The sequence below is a fragment of the Streptomyces sp. NPDC002573 genome (genome assembly GCF_042889625.1).
Classification (GTDB): Bacteria; Actinomycetota; Actinomycetes; order Streptomycetales; family Streptomycetaceae; genus Streptomyces; species Streptomyces gibsoniae.
Window position 1 is genome coordinate 52,541 of record NZ_JBIARC010000046.1, and the last position, 20,580, is coordinate 73,120.

General features: G+C 70.0%; 19 protein-coding genes. 13 read left to right on the top strand and 6 right to left on the bottom strand.

Annotated elements, in window-relative coordinates; translation table 11 throughout:
* The first annotated feature begins 330 nt into the window (after positions 1-330).
* The 9 genes from ACFYX0_RS32910 (at position 331) to ACFYX0_RS32950 (ending at position 12,197) form a co-directional block, all read left to right on the top strand.
* Positions 331-3,231, top strand: coding sequence for a CDP-glycerol glycerophosphotransferase family protein (locus ACFYX0_RS32910; RefSeq protein WP_388975792.1), 2,901 nt, complete (start codon positions 331-333; stop codon positions 3,229-3,231).
* The gene (locus ACFYX0_RS32915) at positions 3,228-4,361 is read left to right on the top strand and encodes a glycosyltransferase family 4 protein (protein ID WP_355915195.1); all 1,134 of its coding nucleotides are present in this window, start codon (positions 3,228-3,230) and stop codon (positions 4,359-4,361) included. The genes ACFYX0_RS32910 and ACFYX0_RS32915 overlap by 4 nt, the downstream gene beginning before the upstream one ends.
* A 208-nt stretch (positions 4,362-4,569) precedes the next feature.
* A complete protein-coding gene (locus ACFYX0_RS32920) occupies positions 4,570-5,886 on the top strand; it encodes an ABC transporter substrate-binding protein (RefSeq protein ID WP_388975795.1) in 1,317 nt (438 codons plus the stop codon).
* Between the two features lie 14 nt (positions 5,887-5,900).
* Positions 5,901-6,896, top strand: a complete 996-nt coding sequence (locus ACFYX0_RS32925) for a sugar ABC transporter permease (RefSeq protein ID WP_355915189.1) — start codon at positions 5,901-5,903, stop codon at positions 6,894-6,896.
* Between the two features lie 7 nt (positions 6,897-6,903).
* Entirely contained in the window at positions 6,904-7,743 is an 840-nt protein-coding gene (locus tag ACFYX0_RS32930) for a carbohydrate ABC transporter permease (RefSeq protein WP_355915234.1), read from the top strand.
* Positions 7,744-7,772: 29 nt separating this feature from the next.
* Positions 7,773-9,137, top strand: a complete 1,365-nt coding sequence (locus tag ACFYX0_RS32935; protein WP_388975797.1) for a GH1 family beta-glucosidase — start codon at positions 7,773-7,775, stop codon at positions 9,135-9,137.
* A gap of 118 nt (positions 9,138-9,255) precedes the next feature.
* Complete coding sequence (locus ACFYX0_RS32940) at positions 9,256-9,933, top strand: response regulator transcription factor (protein WP_388975800.1); 678 nt, start codon at positions 9,256-9,258, stop codon at positions 9,931-9,933.
* Positions 9,934-9,937: 4 nt separating this feature from the next.
* Positions 9,938-11,317, top strand: coding sequence for a sensor histidine kinase (locus ACFYX0_RS32945; protein ID WP_388975803.1), 1,380 nt, complete (start codon positions 9,938-9,940; stop codon positions 11,315-11,317).
* A gap of 184 nt (positions 11,318-11,501) precedes the next feature.
* The gene (locus ACFYX0_RS32950) at positions 11,502-12,197 is read left to right on the top strand and encodes a L,D-transpeptidase family protein (RefSeq protein ID WP_388975805.1); all 696 of its coding nucleotides are present in this window, start codon (positions 11,502-11,504) and stop codon (positions 12,195-12,197) included.
* A 23-nt stretch (positions 12,198-12,220) separates the two neighbouring features.
* On the opposite strand, the gene ACFYX0_RS32955 is transcribed toward ACFYX0_RS32950, so the two are convergent.
* Entirely contained in the window at positions 12,221-13,423 is a 1,203-nt protein-coding gene (locus ACFYX0_RS32955) for a Gfo/Idh/MocA family protein (protein ID WP_388975808.1), read from the bottom strand.
* A 206-nt stretch (positions 13,424-13,629) separates the two neighbouring features.
* Between ACFYX0_RS32955 and ACFYX0_RS32960 the strand changes: the two genes are divergently transcribed.
* Together ACFYX0_RS32960 and ACFYX0_RS32965 are read left to right on the top strand one after the other, a co-directional pair.
* The gene (locus tag ACFYX0_RS32960) at positions 13,630-14,790 is read left to right on the top strand and encodes an ROK family transcriptional regulator (RefSeq protein ID WP_355915175.1); all 1,161 of its coding nucleotides are present in this window, start codon (positions 13,630-13,632) and stop codon (positions 14,788-14,790) included.
* A gap of 100 nt (positions 14,791-14,890) precedes the next feature.
* The gene (locus ACFYX0_RS32965; RefSeq protein ID WP_311694634.1) at positions 14,891-15,079 is read left to right on the top strand and encodes a hypothetical protein; all 189 of its coding nucleotides are present in this window, start codon (positions 14,891-14,893) and stop codon (positions 15,077-15,079) included.
* Positions 15,080-15,186: 107 nt separating this feature from the next.
* On the opposite strand, the gene ACFYX0_RS32970 is transcribed toward ACFYX0_RS32965, so the two are convergent.
* Complete coding sequence (locus ACFYX0_RS32970; RefSeq protein WP_388975810.1) at positions 15,187-16,569, bottom strand: S1 family peptidase; 1,383 nt, start codon at positions 16,567-16,569, stop codon at positions 15,187-15,189.
* Between the two features lie 117 nt (positions 16,570-16,686).
* Positions 16,687-17,679: a DUF3800 domain-containing protein gene (locus tag ACFYX0_RS32975; RefSeq protein ID WP_388975813.1), complete on the bottom strand. Its 993-nt coding sequence runs from the start codon at positions 17,677-17,679 to the stop codon at positions 16,687-16,689.
* Positions 17,680-17,903: 224 nt separating this feature from the next.
* Here ACFYX0_RS32975 and ACFYX0_RS32980 point away from each other — a divergent pair, with 224 nt between their 5' ends.
* Both ACFYX0_RS32980 and ACFYX0_RS32985 read left to right on the top strand, forming a co-directional pair.
* Positions 17,904-18,545: an HAD family acid phosphatase gene (locus ACFYX0_RS32980; protein WP_388975816.1), complete on the top strand. Its 642-nt coding sequence runs from the start codon at positions 17,904-17,906 to the stop codon at positions 18,543-18,545.
* Positions 18,546-18,627: 82 nt separating this feature from the next.
* Positions 18,628-19,032, top strand: a complete 405-nt coding sequence (locus ACFYX0_RS32985; protein ID WP_355915163.1) for a PPOX class F420-dependent oxidoreductase — start codon at positions 18,628-18,630, stop codon at positions 19,030-19,032.
* Here the strand turns inward: ACFYX0_RS32985 and ACFYX0_RS32990 are convergent.
* From ACFYX0_RS32990 to ACFYX0_RS33000, 3 genes are all read right to left on the bottom strand, one after another.
* Positions 19,010-19,357: a VOC family protein gene (locus ACFYX0_RS32990; RefSeq protein WP_311694629.1), complete on the bottom strand. Its 348-nt coding sequence runs from the start codon at positions 19,355-19,357 to the stop codon at positions 19,010-19,012. The two genes, ACFYX0_RS32985 and ACFYX0_RS32990, sit on opposite strands and share 23 nt — an antisense overlap.
* Before the next feature lie 104 nt (positions 19,358-19,461).
* On the bottom strand, positions 19,462-19,590 hold the full coding sequence (locus ACFYX0_RS32995) for a hypothetical protein (RefSeq protein ID WP_388975819.1): 129 nt from the start codon (positions 19,588-19,590) through the stop codon (positions 19,462-19,464).
* Between the two features lie 84 nt (positions 19,591-19,674).
* Positions 19,675-20,010 carry a YnfA family protein gene (locus ACFYX0_RS33000; protein WP_388975820.1) on the bottom strand — a complete coding sequence of 112 codons (336 nt, stop codon included), beginning with the start codon at positions 20,008-20,010 and terminating at the stop codon, positions 19,675-19,677.
* Between the last annotated feature and the right edge of the window lie 570 nt (positions 20,011-20,580).

Genomic DNA, 20,580 nt, shown 5'->3' on the forward strand with positions numbered 1-20,580 from the left:
CGGCCGCCGGGCGCCCGGTCAACCCGCAAACCCCCCGAACGGGTGAGTCCTGGTCATCCGCACGGGCCCCCGGAACCCTGTGCCGCCTCCGCCACACGCCCGGCGGACGGCGGTCACGCGCCTGATGGCGGGCCGTCACGTAGCGTGGGGAGGGCGCAGGGGCGCCGGCCCCCGCCGCCATCAGCCGCGCGCCGCGCCCCCGCCGCTCGCAGGGGCGCGGACCCAGTGCCGGACCCGGGCCCACCCTGTCCGCCGGACGACTCCGCGGACGCCGCCGAGCCGCGGCGGTGACAGGTCGGCCGCCCGGAGAGCCGCGATCCGAGACGAGAGGTGGCCGTGTCGATCGATACACCCGAGTCGGGCGGGGCGGACCCGGACATCAGCGTCGTCGTCATCGTCTACAACGACGCCCCGCGCCTGACGACCGCCGTACGCTCCGTGCTCGGCCAGACGCTGCGCAACGTGGAAGTGATCATCGCCGACGACTGCTCCACCGACGAGTCGTACCAGGTGGCGCGGTCACTCGCCGCCGCCCACCCCGGCCGGGTACGGGCCCTGCGGCTGCCGGGGAACAGCGGCGGCTGCGGAGAGCCCCGCAACCGGGGCCTGGCCGAGGCCCGCGGCCGCTATGTGATGTTCCTGGACAGCGACGACACCCTCGAACGCAACGCCTGCCGCAATCTGCTGGAGGCGGCCGAGCGCACCGGCGCCGACCTGGTCTCGGGACTCTGCGTCCGGGTGTACACCGACAGCAGGCACGGAAAGCAGGTGCCCTGGTACCCCTGGCTCTACCGGTCCACGCGCACCGTCGAGTCCATCGCCGAGCTGCCCGACCTCTTCGTCTTCGACACCCTGTCGACCAACAAGTGCTACCGGCGGGACTTCCTCGTCGAGAACGAACTCACGTTCCCGCACGGCATCCACTACGAGGACCTGCTGTTCACGGCGCAGACCTACCTCGCGGCCGGGCGGATCACCCTGATCCCCCACACGGTCTACCACTGGAGCGTGGCGCAGAAGACCACGGCCAAGTCGATCAGCAACCGGCGCCACGAGATCAACAACTTCACCGACCGGCTGGAGATCCACCGCCGTATCGACGCCGTGCTGCACCGGCGCGGCCTCGACGAGCTGAAGCTGCACAAGGACATCAAGTTCCTCAAGCACGACCTCGTCCTCTACCTGCGCGACCTCCCCTTCCTCGACGACGACTACCGCCACCGCTTCGCGGAACTGGCCCGCGGCTACCTCCAGGACTTCCCGGAGGCGGCGTACGCCGCCTTGGACCCCGTCCACGCCATCTGCGCCTACCTGCTGACGCGGGAGGACTGGGACAACCTGATGCCGGCCGTCGACACCCTGATCAACCGCGGCAAGATCTCCGCGCCGCTCGCCGAGCGCGACGGCCGCGTCTACTGGTGCGACCGGTATCTGGACGATCCCGCGGCCCGCGAGATCATGGACGTCACCGGCCTCGGTCACCACGGCCGGCCGCTGGAGCAGATGTTCCTGCGCAATCTGCTGACCCGGTACGCCGTCCAGGGCGACCTGGTGCTCCTCGAAGGCGCGGTGGTCAACCCGCTCCACACCGTCCCCGCGGATGCCCGTCTCACCGCCGAGCTGGAGTTCCGCGCCCGGCGCCGCAGCCTGCAGACGTTCCGCTTCCCGGTGCGGACGATCCGGCACGAGGGCGACACCCTCGTCTGGCAGGCCTCCGTCCCCCTGTCCGGCCGCTTCCGGCCGCTGGGCCTCGTCGACGAGGTCTGGGACGTCCGGCTGCATCTGCGGGCGGACGGCAGACGCACCACCAGCCGGATCACCGTCGGGAGCGTCGATCTGGGGAGCGCCGACCCCGTCCCCGTACGCCCCCGCCTCACCCGCCTCATGGCCGACCGGCTCGAACCCCAGGTCTCCGCCAAGGGGCATCTCGCCTTCCGGCTCGTCCAGCACGGGGCGGCGGCCCGGCGCGGGCGCGCCCTGGTGGACCGCAATCTGCACGGCTCCGCCGCCCGGACCCTCAAGGGCGCCTACCGCACGCTCCGCGCCGTCAGACGGGACCTCGCGTCCGGCACGCGCAAGGTCCAGATCTACCACCGCATCCTGCGGCTGCTCCCGGTGCGCCGGGGCACCGTCGTCTTCGAGAGCCATCTCGGCAAGCAGTACAGCGACAGCCCGAAGGCCCTCTACGAAGAACTGCGCCGCCGCCGGCTGCCCGTCACCGCGATCTGGTCCTACGCGGGGGAGCGGCCCGTGGGCTTCCCCCCGGACGCGGAACTCGTCCGCAGATGGTCCTGGCGCTATCTCAGGGCGCTGGCCCAGGCCGAGTTCTGGATCGACAACCAGGGCTTCCCCCTCCGGCTCGCCAAACGCTCCGAGACCACCTACATCCAGACATGGCACGGCTCGGCCCTGAAGAAGATGGGCTTCGACGAGCCCAATCACCGGGTGATGTCCGAGCAGGAACAGCGCACCTACCAGGAGGCGCTGGACCGCTTCGACCACTTCGTGGTCCGCAGCGAGCACGATGTGCGCACCCTCGCCCGCGCCTACCGCATCCCCGAGGGGAAGCTGCTGCGCACCGGCTATCCGCGCAACGACGTCCTCGTCCGGGCCGCCCGCGACCCCCGGACACCCGACCCCGCCGCCCGCCGGCTCGCCGAACGCCTCGGCCTCCGCCCGGGCCACCGCGTGCTGCTGTACGCGCCCACCTTCCGGGCCCGTACCGGCGACGGTGTGCGGGACTTCGACATGCCCTTCGACGTGGAGCGCTTCGCCGACCGCTTCGGGGCCCGGTACACGCTTCTGGTCCGTTCCCACTATCTGAACCGGGTCACCCTGCCCCCGGCAGTGGCGGACCGCGTGATCGACGTGACGGACGAGGCGGACATCACCCCGCTCCTGCTGCTGGCCGACGCCCTCATCACCGACTACTCCTCCGTGATGTTCGACTACGCCCTGCTGCGCCGGCCGCTCGTCTTCTACGCCTACGACTGGGAGGAGTACTCCCGGGACATGCGCGGCACCTATCTGGACCTGCTGGAGGAGGCCCCGGGTCCGGTCGCCCGCACGGAGGACGAACTCCTCGCGGCGCTCGACGACCTGCCGGCCGTGGGCGCCCAGTACGAGGCGCGGCTGAAGGAGTTCGTGGACAAGTACGGCGAGTACGACCGCGGGGACGCGGCGGCTCGCATCGTGGACCGTTTCTTCGGACCCGCGGGAGAGGCCCGATGACACAGCGTGAGATCTTCTTCGTCGCCAACGAGGTCAACGAGCTGGGCGGCGTGGGACGTTGGCAGACCCAGATGGCCCGACTGCTCGCGGAGCGCGGCCATCGAGTCCGGATCATCGGTATCGCCCCGCCCGAGGTGCCGATGGACCTCGGCGCGCATCCGCCGTTCGAGACGCTGACCCTCTACGACCGCCGGCCGCCGGCCCACCGCGGGCCGCACGTCCCGCTCGGCCGTATCGCGCCCGTGGCGCGGGCGGGCGGAGCGGCCAGACGGGCCGCCGCGGAGCGTCTGTCGGACGTGTTCCGCGCCGCCGGACCCGGTGCCGTGATCGTCGTGACCCAGGTGTGGGCGATGGAGTGGGTGGCGCTGGCGGACACCGCCGGGCTGCCGGTCATCGGCATGAGCCATGAGTCCTTCGAGGCGTCCCGGCGCTCCTCGCGCTTCGCGCGCGTACGGCGGTACTACCAGGACGTGGACCGGCTGCTGGTCCTCACCCAGGAGGACGCCGACCTCTGGGTGGGACAGGGCCTCAACAACGTCGGCTTCCTGCCCAACCCGCTGCCGGTGATGCCGGCCGCCCCCTCGCCGCGCACGGAGAAGGCCGTGGTCAGCATCGGGCGGCTCAACCATGAGAAGGGCGTCGACCTGCTGCTCGACGTGTGGGCCGAGGCGGCGCCCCGGCAGCCGGGCTGGATCCTGCGTGTCCACGGTGCGGGCGACCATGAGCCGGAACTGCGGCGGCAGTGCACGGAACTCGGCCTGGACGACTCGGTGGAGTGGGCGGGACAGACCGACGACGTGACCGCGGCGCTGGGGCGGTCGTCGGTGCTCGTGCAGTCGTCCCGGGGCGAGGGCTTTCCGCTGGTCCTCCTGGAGGCGATGGCCTGCGGTGTGCCGTGTGCGGCGTTCGACTGCTCCCCGGGGGTGCGCGAGATCATCCGGGACGGCGAGGACGGTCTGCTGGCCCGGCACGGAAACACCTCCGAACTCGCCCGTCACCTGGTGCGGCTGATGGCCGACGAGAATCTGCGCGATGCGATGGGGGAGCGGGCACGGCAGAACGTGCGGCGCTTCGCCCCGGAGGTCGTCGTCCGCCGGTGGGAGGAGCTCTTCGACTTCCTGGAGCGGTGAGGGACGGACGGCGCCCCGGCACGTTCGGGGCGCATGCCCAGGAGTTGCGGCCGGACTTCCGCAATGGGTGTCAAAACCCTTGACGCATCTCGCTCTTGGGGTTTAACTCACGTCCTAAATTAAGCCATGAGGATCTTCGGGGGCTGAACGGAGAGGCTGCCGGAGCCCTCCCGGCGTTCTCGACTCCCGGAAAGGGACACCAGGAGCCATGCGCAGCATCCGAGCCGCGGCCGTAGGCGCCGTCACCATGTCACTCGCCCTTGCCGCCTCGGCCTGCGGAGGCGGTTCCTCGACGAACGGCGGGTCCGACGACTCGCCGAAGACGCTGACGTACTGGGCGTCGAACCAGGGCGCCAGTATCGAGGTCGACAAGCAGGTCCTCCAGCCGGAACTCGACAAGTTCCAGAAGCAGACGGGCATCAAGGTGAAGCTGGAGGTCGTCCCCTGGTCCGACCTGCTGAACCGGATCCTCACCGCGACCACCTCCGGCCAGGGCCCCGACGTGCTGAACATAGGCAACACCTGGAGCGCCTCCCTGCAGGCCACCGGTGCGCTGGTGCCGTGGGACGCCAAGAACTTCGACAAGATCGGAGGCAAGTCCCGCTTCGTCGACTCCGCGCTCGGCTCCACCGGTGTGCAGGGCAAGGACCCGGCTGCCGTGCCGCTCTACTCGATGGCCTACGCGCTCTACTACAACAAGCAGATCTTCGCCGACGCGGGTGTCTCCCAGCCGCCCGCCACCTGGGACGAACTGGTCGCCGACGGCAAGAAGATCCAGCAGAAGGGCAAGCAGGTCCTCGGCGCTGAGGGCTCCAACGTCTCGGAGAACATCCACCACGTCTTCGTCTTCGGCAAGCAGCACGGCGCCGACTTCTTCACCCCCGACGGCAAGGCCGACTTCACGAACGACGGCGTGGTCGCCGCGGTCAAGCAGTACGTCGACCTGATGGCCAAGGACAAGGTCATTCCCGTCGGCAACGCCGAGTACGCGCAGAACCAGTCCGTGAGCGACTTCGCCAAGGGCAAGACGGCGATGCTGCTGTGGCAGTCCGCGGCCGCCAACCTGAAGTCGCAGGGCATGAGCGAGAACCAGTACGGCATCGCGCCGGTGCCCGTGCAGTCCGGCGCCCCCGGCGCCGGCGCCCAGGTCGACTCCATGGTCGCCGGCATCAACCTGGCCGTCTTCAAGAACACGCACAACGTGGACGGCGCCATGAAGTTCGTGAAGTTCATGACCAGCGACGACGAGCAGAAGATCCTCAACAAGGCGTACAGCTCCATCCCCCCGGTCAGCGCCGCCCAGTCCGACCCCGCCTTCACCGCCCCGGCGAACGCCGTCCTGAAGGACACCCTCGCCAAGAGCGCCGCCGCGCTGCCGCAGGTCGCGGACGAGTCCCAGTTCGAGACCACCGTCGGCACCGCCGTCAAGGAGCTGTTCGCCGACGCCGCGGCAGGACGCGCCGTCACCACCGACTCGGTCAAGGCGAAGCTGCAGAAGGCCCAGCAGCAGATGCCGACGAAGTGAGCACGGACACCGTCATGACGACCACTGTTCCCGCAGCGGCCGACGGACGGACCGTGCCCAAGAACTCCCCCGGTGCGGCGCGCGGCCCGCGCCGCACCGGGCGGATCCAGCGCATCGGACTGCCGTATCTGCTGCTCCTGCCCGCCCTGCTCCTCGAACTCCTCGTCCATCTGGTGCCGATGGTGATCGGCATCGTGATGAGCTTCAAGGAGCTCACCCAGTTCTACATCCGCGACTGGAGCACCGCCCCCTGGACCGGACTGGGCAACTACCGCGTCTCGGTGGACTTCGACGCCCCCGTCGGGGACGCGCTGCTCCACTCCTTCCTCGTCACCGTCGGCTTCACCCTGCTGTCGGTCGGGCTGTGCTGGCTCATCGGCACGGCGGCCGCCGTCTTCATGCAGGACACCTTCCGCGGCCGGGGCCTGCTGCGCGCGCTGTTCCTGGTGCCGTACGCGCTGCCCGTCTACGCGGCGGTCATCACCTGGGTGTTCATGTTCCAGCACGACAACGGCCTGGTGAACCACGTTCTGCACGACCAGCTGCACCTCACCGACAAGCCCTCCTTCTGGCTGATCGGCGACAACAGCTTCGTCGCCCTGCTCACCGTGTCCGTGTGGAAGGGCTGGCCGTTCGCCTTCCTCATCGTCATGGCCGGACTGCAGAACATCCCCCGCGAACTGTACGAGGCGGCCGCGCTCGACGGCGCCGGCATGTGGCAGCAGATCCGCCGGATCACCCTGCCGTCGCTGCGGCCCGTCAACCAGGTGCTGGTCCTCGTGCTGTTCCTGTGGACGTTCAACGACTTCAACACGCCGTACGTGCTGTTCGGCAAGGCGGCCCCGCAGGCCGCGGACCTCATCTCGGTCCACATCTACCAGGCGTCCTTCGTCACCTGGAACTTCGGCACCGGCTCCGCCATGTCCGTACTGCTGCTGCTCTTCCTGCTGGTCGTGACGGGCGCCTATCTCGCGGTCACCTCGCGTGGACGGAGGTCCGCCGATGCCTAGGTCCCCGATGGCCCCGCCGCGTTCCTTCCTGTGGTCCCGGCGCGTCTTCCTGACCATCCTCACCGGCTTCGTACTGGTGCCGGTCTACGTCATGGTCTCCAGCTCCCTGAAGCCGCTCGCGGATGTCTCCGGGCAGTTCCGCTGGCTGCCCAGCGGCCTGACCATCCGCCCCTACATCGACATCTGGTCGACGGTCCCGCTCGCGCGGTACTTCGTGAACTCGCTCATCGTGGCGGGCGCGGCGACGGTCTGCTCGGTGGTGATCGCGGTCTTCGCCGCCTACGCGGTGAGCCGCTACGAATTCCGCGGCAAGCGGGTGTTCACGGTCACCGTGCTGTCCACGCAGATGTTCCCCGGCATCCTTTTCCTGCTCCCGCTGTTCCTGCTCTACGTCAACATCGGCAACGCCACCGGCATCGCCCTGTTCGGGTCCCGCGGCGGGCTGATCCTGACGTACCTCACGTTCTCGCTGCCGTTCTCGATCTGGATGCTCATCGGGTACTTCGACTCGGTGCCACGGGATCTCGACGAGGCGGCGCTCGTGGACGGCTGCGGACCACTCGGCGCGCTGCTCAGGATCGTGGTGCCCGCGGCCGTGCCCGGCATCGTCGCGGTCGCCGTCTACGCCTTCATGACCGCGTGGGGCGAGGTCCTCTTCGCCTCCGTGATGACCAACGACACCACCCGCACCCTCGCCGTCGGGCTCCAGGGCTACTCCACGCTCAACGACGTGTACTGGAACCAGATCATGGCCGCCTCACTGGTCGTCAGCGTTCCCGTCGTCGCGGGCTTCCTGCTGCTGCAGCGCTATCTCGTCACCGGGCTCACCGCCGGAGCCGTGAAGTGACCAACTCCTTTATTCCTGAGAGGGACTCTGTGTCCGAACGTATCGACCTCGCCGCGCTCCCGCAGGACTTCCTGTGGGGTACGGCCACATCGGCGTACCAGATCGAGGGAGCCGTCGACGAGGACGGCCGCTCGCCGTCGATCTGGGACACCTTCTCCCACACCCCCGGAAAGATCGACAACAACGACCACGGCGACGTCGCCTGCGACCACTACCACCGCTGGCGCGAGGACATCGCGCTGATGAAGCAGCTGGGCACCAACGCCTATCGGCTGTCCATCGCCTGGCCCCGGGTGATCCCGGGCGGCGACGGGCCGGTGAACCCCAAGGGCCTCGCGTTCTACGACGCGCTGGTCGACGGTCTGCTGGAGGCGGGCATCACCCCGTCGGTCACCCTCTACCACTGGGACCTTCCGCAGGTGCTCCAGGACCGCGGCGGCTGGCCCGAACGGGACACGGCCGAGCACTTCGCCGCGTACGCGTCCGCCGTCGCCGAACGCCTCGGCGACCGCGTCACCCACTGGGCCACGCTCAACGAACCCTCCTGCTCGGCCTGGATCGGCCACCTGGAGGGGAGGATGGCCCCCGGGGCCACCGACCTGACCGCCGCGGTCCGCGCCTCCTATCACCTGCTCCTCGGACACGGCCTCGCCGTCCGCGCGATCCGCGCCGCGGCCCCGCGGGCCGAGATCGGCATCGTCAACAACCTCTCGACCGTCTTCGCCGCGAGCGACCGCCCCGAGGACGAGGCGGCGGCCCGCCGTCATGACGGCCATGTCAACCGCTGGTGGCTGGACCCGGTCCACGGCCGAGGCTTCCCGGCCGACATGCGCGAGGTCTACGGCATCGAACTCCCCGAACAGCCGGGGGACTTGGAGACGATCGCCGCGCCGCTGGACTGGCTCGGACTGAACTACTACTTCCCGGCGACCGTCGTCGACGACCCGGCCGGCCCCGTCCCTCACGCCCGTGCCGTACGCCGTCTGGGCGTCCCGCGCACCGGCATGGACTGGGAGATCGACGCGAGCGGCATCGAGACCCTGCTGCTGCGCCTCACCCACGACTACGGCGCCCGTCGGCTGTACGTCACCGAGAACGGCTCCGCCTTCCCCGACGTCGTACGCCCCGACGGCACCGTGGACGACCCCGAGCGCCAGGACTACCTGGAGCGGCACCTCGCCGCCTGCGCGTCGGCGGCCCGCAAGGGTGCCCCGCTCGCCGGCTACTTCGCCTGGTCGCTGCTCGACAACTTTGAGTGGGCCTACGGCTACGACAAGCGCTTCGGCCTGGTCCACGTGGACTACCGCACCCAGGTCCGCACCATCAAGGGCAGCGGACACCGGTACGCGGAGATCGTGCGCACCCACCGGGGGCGGGCCCGCAGGGCGGCCTGAGCGGTCTCCTGCAGTGGGCGCGGGTGCGGGAGCCCGCGCCCACCGCAGGTCCCACCGTCCTCACGTGCTCGACGCGCACCCTCGGCCATCCCTGCGTAGGGTGGAGACGAGGTCGGCGATGCGAGTGCTGGTGATCGAGGACGAACGAGGACTCGCCGAGGCGATCGCCCATGGGCTCGCCGAGGAGGGTTTCGTAGCCGATACCGTGTACGACGGCGTGGACGGGCTCTGGAGGGCCGTGCACGAGCCGTACGACGCGATCGTGCTCGACCTGATGCTGCCCGGGCTGTCCGGGTACGAGGTCCTGAAAAGGGTGCGCGCGGCCCGTGTGTGGGTCCCCGTGCTCATCCTGACCGCGAAGGACGGCGAGTACGACGAGGCCGACGCTCTCGACCTCGGCGCGGACGACTACCTGAGCAAGCCGTTCTCCTACGTGGTGCTGGTCGCCCATCTGCGGGCGCTGCTGCGCCGCGGCGCCCCCGCCCGGCCCGCGGTGCTCGCGGCCGGCGACCTGGCCCTGGACCCCGCGCGGCGCCGCTGCCAGCGGGCGGGCCAGGAGATCGCACTGACGGCGCGCGAGTTCACCCTCCTGGAATTCCTGCTGCGGCACCCCGACGAGGTGGTCAGCAAGACCGACATCCTCGACCATGTGTGGGAGGAGAACTTCGACGGCGACACGAACGTCGTCGAGGTCTACGTCGGCTATCTGCGCCGCAAGATAGACGCTCCTTTCGGTCGCCGGACGATCGAGACCGTCCGCGGGGCGGGCTATCTGCTGCACGGCACCGGGAGATGAACCCGTGCGCGTCCCCGTCCCGGAATGGTGGGCCCGTCGTTCCCTGCGCCTGAAGCTGACCGCCGCGGCGGCCCTGATGATCGCGGCGGCCCTCGTCGGCGCGGCATCCCTGCTGGTCGTGTGGCTGCGCACCAGTCTGATCAGCGGACTCGACCAGGCCGCCCTCCAGCAGGCCGAGGTCATCGCCGCGAACCAGGAGGACGGCGGCCTGCCCCGTACCCTCCCGCTGTCGGGCAACGGCGACACCGCCGTCCAGGTCGTCGACGCCTCGGGCGGCGTACGGTCCAGCTCGGCGAATCTGAGGGGCGACCCCCCACTGTTCCACTTCGCCCCCACCGCCTCCGAGATCCCCAACCACATCCACGCCGTGCACCATCTGCCGCTGACCGGGGCCGAGACCTGGCGCGCGGTGGGCGTGCCCGCCGGGACCGAACGCGATCCGCTGACCGTGTACGTCGCCGTCCCGACGGCCCCCGTGGACCGCAACCTGGCCGCTCTGACCGCCGGGCTGGCCATCGGCGTACCGCCCGCCGTCGCCCTGCTCACCGGCGTCGTCTGGCTGCTCACCGGCCGGGCGCTGCGGCCCGTGGACGCCCTGCGCGGCCAGACCGCCGAGATCACCGCCGTCGACCTCGGCCGCCGCCTGGACGTGCCGCCGGCCGACGACGCCCTCGGCCGGCTGGCCCGCACCCTGAACGACCTGCTGGCCCGGCTCGACGTCGCCACCCGGCACCAGCGGCAGTTCGTCGCGGACGCCGCGCACGAGCTGCGCAGCCCCCTGAGCAGCCTGCACACCCAGCTGGAGGTGGCGGTGCGGCACCCCGGCTCGGCGGCCTGGGAGACCCGGGGCCCGGCGCTGATCGAGGAGAGCGAGCGGCTGTCCCGGCTCGTCGACGACCTGCTGCGGCTGGCCCGCCTCGACGCCCAGCCCCAGCTGCGCAAACGCCCCGTCGACCTGGACGAGATCGTCTCCCGGGAGGTCTGCCACGCCCGGCTGCACACCCATCTGCTCATCGACCGGCACTCCGTCAGCGCGGCCCGGGTCTACGGCGACGAGGACGCCCTCGCGCGCGTGGTGCGCAATCTGCTGGACAACTCCATCCGGTACGCCGTCGACCGGATCGACGTCAGCCTGCGCGTCCATGACAGCATCGCCTGCCTGGTCGTGGCGGACGACGGTCCGGGCATCCCGGTGGCCGACCGCGGCCGCGTCTTCGACCGCTTCACGCGTCTGGACGGGGCCCGCGCCCGGGGTACCGGAGGCAGCGGGCTGGGTCTCGCGATCGTGCACGACATCGTCGCCGCCCACCAGGGCCGTGTCGACATCGAGGACAACGCCCCCGGCGCCCGCATCGTGATACGGGTACCCGCCACCGAGCTGTGACCCGTCAGGCGGCTGAGCTGCGGCGATCGCCTACCATGGGCGGTCGGCGTGCGGCAAGGACCGCCGCGGGGCGACCGGGCAAGTTCACCGTTGCGTCACAGAGTGGCCATCCCTGCAACCGGCACCCCCGCGCGCCGGTCTAGTTGACGGAGGCCGCAGAACACGCGAAAAGGGGAGGCCGGTCATGAGGGACATAGGCAGACGGGGAGCCGTGGCGCTGGGCGTCACCGGACTGGTGGCGCCGCTCGCGCTCGCGCTCGGCGCGGCGCCCGCGCAGGCGGCGAGCTGCACCACACAGTCCGGGCCGTATCAGAAGCAGGTCGAGAAGTTCCTCGGGCGGCCGGTCGACGGCAGGCAGTCGTCGGCCGACTGCACGGCGATCCGGGCCTTCCAGAACAAGCACGGCATCACCCCCGCCATCGGCTACGCGGGTCCGGTCACCTGGGGCGTGATGGACCTCATGAACAAGCAGAAGGCGGTCGGCAGCAAGCCCAACAAGGACGGGAAGTGCCCCGTCAACAAGGGCCGCATCGCCTGCGTCAACCTCACGCTCCAGCTCAGCTGGATCCAGGACGGCAGCCGTCTCGTCTACGGCCCGGTCCCGGTCCGCACGGGCCGCGACGGCTTTGAGACCCGTACCGGCCTGAAGAAGATCTACTGGCGCGACATCGACCATGTGTCGAGCGTCTACCACGTGCCGATGCCCTACAGCCAGTTCTTCGACGGCGGGCAGGCCTTCCACTCGGTGGGCCTGAGCATGTGGAACCCGCCGGGATCGCACGGCTGCGTCAACATGACCTCGACCGACGCCAAGAAGTACTGGTCACTGCTGAAGAACGGCGACGACGTGTTCGTGTACGGGCGCAAACCGGGCACCTGAGGCACCCGGCCCGCGGCGGGGCGTCACGCCTCGGGCGCGTCGCCGAAGTCGGGTATCCCCAGCCGGGCACCGTCCCTGAGCGCCGACGCGTGCGCCACGATCCCGGGCAGGGTGTAGCGGGCCGCCACCCAGGCGTTCACGGACGGCAGGCTGCGGGTGTTGACCGCGGTCACGAAGTCGTCGACCAGGAAGTGGTGGCTTCCCTCATGGCCGTTGTGCAGCCGGTCGAACACCCGGGGCAGCCGGGACCGGTCGTGCACGGGGGCGGAACCGGAGGTGAAGGCGGCCCGTAGCTCCGGCGCGATGTGCTGGAGCGACGGGTCGTCAGGCGCCATGGTCGGCTTGGGCTCGAGCAGCTCCGATATGTCCTCGACCCCGTTCTTGTCCTGCCACAGGGCCACCGTGGCGAGCTGCTCCATGCTCGCCTCGGTGCCGAAGAACCGGAAGCGCGACTCCCGGATGTGCGAGGGATAGCCGACCCGGCGGAACTCGTTCGTCCGGAAGGAGCCGCCGCCCGCCACCTCGAACAACGCCGTCGCGTTGGAGAAGTCGTTGTCGAACTGGCTGATCCGCTTGTCGAAGACCCCGTCCCCGCGCTCGTCCCGCACGCCGATCGCGGACACGCTCACCGCATGGGTGCCCCAGGCGCCGAGCACACCGCCCACCGAGTGGGTCGGGTAGAGCAGCGGGGGATAGCTGGCGGTGGCCTTCCACCTCTCCCCGCCGCTGTACCGGTAGGCGTCGTAGAAGCCCAGGTCCATGTCGTGGACGTAGTCGCCCTCGGCGTAGAAGAGCCGTCCGAAGGCACCCTCGGCGATGCGGTTGCGCGCGTGCACCGTCGCCGGGTTGTACTGACTGGTCTCACCCATCATGTACGTCAGCCCGGTCGCCTTCACCGCGTCGATGACGGCCGCGATCTCCTCCTCGGTGATCGCCATGGGGACCGCGGAGTACACGTGCTTGCCGGCGTTCAGGCCCTGGAGCACCAGGGGACCGTGCGTCCAGCGCTGGGTGAAGATCGCGACCGCCTCGATGTCCTTCGACTCCAGCATGGCCTCGTACGACGGGAAGGTGCCGGCCAGCCCCTGGGCGGCGACGAGCCGCTCGGCCCGTTCGGGCAGCAGGTCGGTGACGTAGACGTCGCCGACGCCGGGGTGGGCGTGGAAGAGGGTGGCGAACTGGCCGGAGAACTGTCCGGCGCCGACGATGCCGAGCGAGAACGTCATGAAACGGGTGCCCTTCCCTGGGGTGTGCTGCAATGGCGGGCTGCATCAGTCCGGGACTTGCTTCTGCCGGACTTACTTTTGCTATGAAACAATCGAGCCGTCAAGGCCCCTGCGGATGTCCCCTCGTTCCGTCATCGATGCCGTAGAGTCTGGGCCATTGGTTCCATGGTGAAAATAACCGAGGGAAACCTGGGAGTTCCGACCCCATGACCACACATGCCGCCAGCTGGCTGCCACTGAGTGCGGGTGAGCGCTCCGTGGCGATCGAGGTGCTCGTCCACGGCCCCCTCTCGCGCACGGAACTCGCACACCGGCTGAACCTGTCCGCCGGCAGCCTCACCCGGCTCACCAAGCCGCTGATCGAGTCCGGGCTGCTGGTGGAGGTCCCCGACGGCGGCGGCACGACGCAGACGCGCCAGGGTCGTCCTTCCCAGCCCCTCGACATCGTCGCCGAGTCCCGCGCCTTCCTCGGCTTCAAGGTCACCCAGGAGAGGGTCTACGGCGTCGTCACCACGCTCAGGAGCGATGTCACGGCCCGCCTCGACCGGCCACTCACCAGCCATGATCCCGAGGATGTCGCGGACCTCCTGGCCGAGATGACCACCGAACTCGCCACCGGTGCTCCCGGGCTCGCGGGCATCGGGATCGGCGTGGGCGGCCGGGTCCGGGACCGGGCGGTGGTCGGGGAGTCGCCCTTCCTGCTGTGGCGTGACGTCCCGCTTGCCCGCCTGGTGGAGCGGCGCACCGGGCTGCCGGTGGTCGTCGAGAACGACGTCGCGGCCCTCGTCGAGGCCGAGACCTGGTTCGGAGCCGGCCGTGGGCTCGACCGCTTCGCCGTCCTCACCATCGGCGCCGGCATCGGCTACGGCCTGGTCCTCGGCGGCAGACGGGTGCCGTACGCGGAGGAGGACCGCGGGTTCGGGAGCCACTGGATCATCGACCCCCACGGCCCGCTCACCCCCACCGGGGAGCGCGGCAGCGCGGTCTCGCTGCTGACCGTCCCGAGCATCCGCTACCAGATCCGGGCCGCCACCGGCCGCGATCTGACCTACGAGGAGATCCTAGGCCTCGCCGTCGCGGGCGAGCCCATGTGCTCCCGTGTCGTCGACGAGGCGGCGCGTGCCCTCGGCACGCTCGTCGCCCAGATCGCCAACTTCGCCATGCCCCAGAAGATCCTGCTGGCGGGCGAGGGGGTCGGTCTGATGGACGTCGCCGGCGCGACGGCCTGGGAGACCATCCGCGCCCACCGCCACCCGCTGGCCGCTCCGGTCGGCCTGGAGACCAAGGTCTCCGACTTCCACGACTGGGCCCGCGGGGCGGCGGTCCTGGCGATCCAGGTGCTGGTGCTCGGCACCGCCGAGGGCTGACAGGGGAAGGTTGTGCAGGGGTTCGGGAAGTGATCAGCTTCACGGTCCGGAATGGTGGAAGACGTCCGATTGCTCACAGCGCCTTCACGTCAGGCCTCGTATGCTTCACGCCATGTCCACCACTCCCGAACCCGCAGCGGAACGCTCCGCCGACGAGGTCAACGAGGAGATCCGGGCCCTGTGGGCCCGGAGCGGCGGGACGCTGACGATGGAGGAGCGGCAGGTGTATCAGACGCTCGTCCTGGAATGGGCGGCGGCTTCCTCCCCGCAGTCCACAAAAGCGGCGTGACCGCCCGGCCTGCCCCCAGCGGCAGGCCCTCCGACGGCGACCTTCCCGGCACCTCCACCGCCGCTCCCTCTCCCCCGATTTCCCCGACCCGGCCGGCCCCGGTGGCGTCAGCCCCAGGTGCCGGAGTACGCCCGGCGATAGGCGTTGCGCTCCTGTTCCGTACGGATGTAGCGCGTGGCCACCAGGGCGACCAGACTGCCCGCGATGACCAGCAGGCCGGGCCCGACGTTCCGTGGGTCGGTCAGCTTGGCGATCAGACCGTCGGCGCTGTCGGTGGCCCCCATCTGCTGGACCGCACCGGGGGCCACGGACCCGGGCGCCGTCGAACCGGGCGCGATGGCCGCGCCCTGAGGGGTCGAGGTGGATGCGGCGGGCGCGGGGGACGCGGCCGACTGCCCGGTCAGCTGGACGCCGAGCGTCGCCATCGCGTTCGTCAGCGGCTGGAAGAACGTCGTACCGCCCGCCTGGCAGTCCCCACTGCCGCCCGAGGTCACCCCGAGCGCGATGCCCTCGGAGAACAACGGCCCACCGCTGTCGCCCGGTTCCGCGCAGACCGTGGTCTGGATGAGACCGGTGACCGTGCCCTCCGGGTAGTTCACCGTCGCGCCCAGCGCGGTGACCTCGCCGTCGTGCAGACCGCTGGTGCTGCCGCTGCGGAAGACTTTCTCCCCGACGATCGGATCTCCGGCTGCCGTGATGCGCACCCCGCGCCCGCCGCCGATCGCCACGACGTTGTCACCGGGGGTCTGCTGGCCGTTCTCGTACCGGATGAGCGAGAAGTCGCCGTCGCCGGGGAACTCCGACGTGACCGTCCGGCCCAGCTGCGTCTGGCCCGTGTTGTCCGAGAACCAGAGCGTGCCGCCGGGTCCGCAGTGGCCGGCCGTGAGGATGAACTCGGCCTGCCCCTTCGTCACGTTGTAGCCCGCCGAACAGCGGCCGCTGGTGGAGAAGACGGGCTGGGCTCCGTTCACCCGGGTGGTGAACTTCCCCGGGGTGCGCTGCATGTGCACGAAGTCCCCGATGCCGCCCGCGAGTCGCTTCATCCGCGACCAGTCGGAGGCGGAGACGCTGCTGTCGGCCTCCACCATCACCTGGTTGGTGCGGTAGTCCACGGCCCAGGCCGTGCCCGTCACCTTCGGGGCGGAACTCAGCATATGGGTGGCCGACTTGAGCTGGTTCATGCTGTGGCTCACCATCTTGGGCCGCGCACCGGCCGCCTTCACCTCGGCGGCCGCGGAGCTGTCGGTGACGGCGACGACGGGGGTGCCGTCGTCGGCGATCCAAGTGCCCGCGGTGCGAGAGGTGCCGAGGCGTGACACGAGCGTGGTGCCCGTCCGGGAGACGCTCTTCGCGGCCGTGCCGCCGGGAGCCTGCGCACCGGACGGTTCGCTCGCCAGGGCCTGGGTGACCATCAGACCTCCCAGGAGCAGCCCGGCGAGGGCCGCTACGCGCGCCCCCCGCCGGACAATCCGTCGTCGTGCATGCCTCATCCATGGCTCCGAAAACCGAACGGCACGGCGTCACCACCGCGGGGCGCCCCGGTCGTCGAGCACCCTGCCTCCTATACGCGCGCCCAGGTCGCCACGTTCACCAAGAAATGCCCAAGATCATGTCGTTGACGCGGTCGAGGAGCTCCGCAGCAGCGCGCCGCTGCGCTCGTCGCCCCAGAGGGAGTCCCCGCCCACGTACGGCCGCAGCAGCGTGGTGAGCTCCGGGTCGCCCCGTCCGTTCAGCTCGTCCGAGGCGAGCTTCCGCGCGATTCCGGCGAGGAAGTCGGCGAGTTGCACCCGTGCGTCGTCACGCGAGTCGACCAGCCGGAACCCGACGATCCGGGTTGCCTCCGTGATCCAGGCGATGCGCTGGGCGGTGAGCACGTTCTGCTCGTCGTGCACGAGCGAGACGGGATGTCCGTCGCCGCTCCAGTACGCCGCGGTCCCTACGATCGCCGGCACCAGGGGGTTGAGCGCGGGCACGACCGCCGGACCCCGGGCGAGTCGGTCCCGGTGGGCGAGCGCGCGTTCACGGGAGCGCGCCAGCAGCGCGAGGATCTCGCCCGACTCGTCGTGCGGATGCGTCCGGCTCAGTGCGTCGAGGGCGCGGAAGAACTCCTCGACCGGAGCGCCGGGCTCGCCGTTGCTCCGCGCGCGCACCAACTCGTTGGACGCCCCGAGAAAGTGCCGCCACCGCTCGTCCCCGAACCGCTCGCCACCGGCCCGGAAGAGGCTCAGAGCCGCCGCCGGATCACCGAGGAGCAGGTCCACCATCCGTTCGACGACGAAGAACGCCTTCTCCACGAGCAGCACATGGGCGTGCCCGTACAGCGGTCCGGAGGCGCCGAGCAGCCACTCCAGCGTCGACCGGTGCTTCTCCCGGAGCAGATGATTCGCCTTGTACTCCTCCGCGGGGGACCGGATCCGGTCACGGATCTCCTGGACGTGACCGGCGGCCGAAGAGAGAGGCATATGCACACTGGCGTGCGCGAAGACATCGGTGTTGCCGCTGGTGAGGTTCTCGCCGTCCGAGCCCGACTCGTCGCAGGCCACCTCGCGCGGCGGCACCGCCGCCTCCGTCCGGACATCGCTCCCACGATCCCAGGTCACTGTCTCGCCCCCTGCCTCGTGCCCAGGAGGATCATCCCGCACCCGGGGCCCGGCCAACCGTGTCCGTTCACGGACATGCCGATTCCTACTCGCGAGTAACTGTCTACCGACCGGTAACGCTTCGGTCGTCTGCCGTCCATCATTGGACGTGAACATGTCCAACGCGGCGATGGTCGGGGAACCCTCGCCGCATTGACGTGCAAGGACACAAGGAAGGCACGGGCATGACAGGACGTGGTGTGGGGCGCCGGATCGGCGCGGTCTCGGCGGTTGTGGCGCTGGGCATCGGCGGTACGGTCACCGCCGCGCAGACCGCGGTCGCGGCGCCGGCCGTGACCGTCGCGAGCGTGGCCACCGCGCAGGCCTCGGGCGTCGACTACGCCACCTGGCAGGCGGACGTGAAGGCGGTCATCGACCAGGCGACGCCGTATGTCGCCCAGCGCACCGCGAACGCGGCCGGGCAGAAGCTCGCGATCGTCTTCGACATCGACAACACCACGCTGGAGACCGACTTCCACCCGTGGTACCAGCTGCCCACCCCGGCTCTCCAGCCCTCCCTGCAGCTGGCCAAGTACGCCAAGTCCCGCGGTGTGTCCGTCTTCTTCGTCACCGCGCGCCCCGGCATCATCGCGGCCGAGACCAAGTGGAACCTGAAGACCGTGGGTTACCCGGTCGACGGTCTGTACGTGCGGGATCTGCCGGACCTCTTCGACGAGGTCAGCGCCTACAAGACCGGCAAGCGCGCGGAGATCGAGTCCCAGGGCTACACGATCATCGCGAACGTCGGCAACAACACCTCCGACCTGGTCGGCGGCCACGCCGAGCGCACCTTCAAGCTGCCCGACTACAACGGCCAGTTGTCCTGACGCTGCCTGTCGCACTGCCGGGCGCCGGATACGGGCGTACGTCCGTACCGGCGCCCGTGCGTGCCACGCCTAGACTGCGACCATGGACGCAACCTCGCTGGACCTGCTCGCCACGGGCAAGTACCTGCTGATCACCAGTTACCGCAAGAACGGCACCCCGGTCGCCACGCCGGTGTGGGTGGTGCGGGACGGCGACGCGCTGGGTGTCTGGACGGTCGCGGACTCCTGGAAGGTGAAGCGGATCCGGGCCCGCTCCGACGTCCTGGTCGGCCCCTGCGACGTGCGCGGTACCCCGACCGGCGACCCGGTCCCCGCCACCGCCGAGATCTGCGACCCGGCCACCACCGCCCGCTACCGGGGACTCATCGCCCGCAAGTACGGCATCGTCGGCCGACTCACCCTTCTCGGCAGCAGGCTGCGCCGGGGCGAGCAGGGCACGGTCGGCATCCGGGTGACCCCGCACATCACCGGTGGCTCAGCACGTTGACCACCCGCCCGTCGGGATCCCGCACGAAGAAGCGACGCACGCCCCACTCCTCGTCCTGCAAGGGGTGCACGATCTCCGCACCGTTTTCCCGCATGACCGCGTAGACCGCGTCCACATCGTCCACCTCGACACTCAGATCGGGCGAGACGGGCGCGGTCTTGTCCTCGGTCATCAGACTGACCTGAGCGACCGGACTGTCCGGCGAGGCGAGCGTCCGGATCCACCCGTGATCCATGACCACCTCGAACCCCAGCCGCCCGTAGAACTCACTGCTCTCGCGCAGGGACTGAGGCCGGATGTTCGGCACGACGCGACGAACGCTCATCGACGGCTCCTGGGAACTCGGACGCGGCAGGGGGCCCCGACATCGGTACCGTTGCGACCATACCGGGAGCCTCCTTGAGCCAACGCCCTGCCGCCGGCGGCGGTTCAATTCTTGGTCTTCCTGTCGAGGACCAAGCTGACCTTCTTGTCGAAGGCCAAGGTCGCCTTGACGACCTGCGGCACGTCACGGCTGTCGCACCGGCGAAGAGCGACCAGACCTATGACGAGACGCACCGCGAACGGGACAACGAGTCCCAGAACAGAGAGGATTCCGAACAGCGGAGACCCGGAAGCGGTCCGCCTCGCTGAGCATCCGGGTCAGTCGCCGCGCGGGGCATACATGATCACCGTCATCCCGGACAGACAGACCACCGCGCCGAAGACGTCGTAGCGGTCGGGGCGGTAGCCGTCCGCGACCATGCCCCAGGCCATCGACCCGGCAACGAAGATGCCTCCGTATGCGGCGAGGATGCGCCCGAAGTGGGCATCGGGCTGGAGCGTTGCGACGAAGCCGTACAGGCCGAGAGCGATGACGCCGGCGCCGATCCATGGCCACCCGCGGTGTTTGCGTACTCCCTGCCAGACCAGCCAGGCGCCGCCGATCTCGAACAGGGCGGCAACAACGAACAGGGCGATGGAGCGAGCGACGAGCACGGCGGGATCTTTCGGCGAAGGGAGGGGGAACTGCGACGGGGGGCGGGGTGAGCCGGTCAGGCTGATGGGCCGAACAACTCGGTGAGCAGGACGATCCCGTCGGCGGGGGCGGTTGACGACAGGTCTGTCGAATACGTGTCGAAACGCGCAGGAGCTGAGACCACCGAGGCCGGACCGTGCAGATCAGAGCCCGTCTCACCGCGCAGAGGACCAGTCCCTTGCAAGCCCCTGGCCGTGGGTCGGACAGGCACCCACGCATGGATCAGGACCCAACTCGGGAGGTTTGGGGCTGTGCTCGTCGGCTGAGGAATGCCCGGAACCAGCTGAGCTGATCCTGGTTGCAGCTGCCGCAAGCGGGAGACTTGGGCCACCACTTCCAGAGGCGCTGAAGGGCGGCAGGCAGCAGGATGACTCCGGTTACTCCCCGAAGGAGCCTCGCTCCGTGACCATCTTCTTCTGCTCGAAGGATCGTGTCCCTTCTGGTGGTGCAGCCGATCATTGGGTGGGCGTGTTCGGGGTGTTGGGTAGTGCGGGGGCGCTTTCGGGGAGCTTGGCGGGGTAGATCTGGTC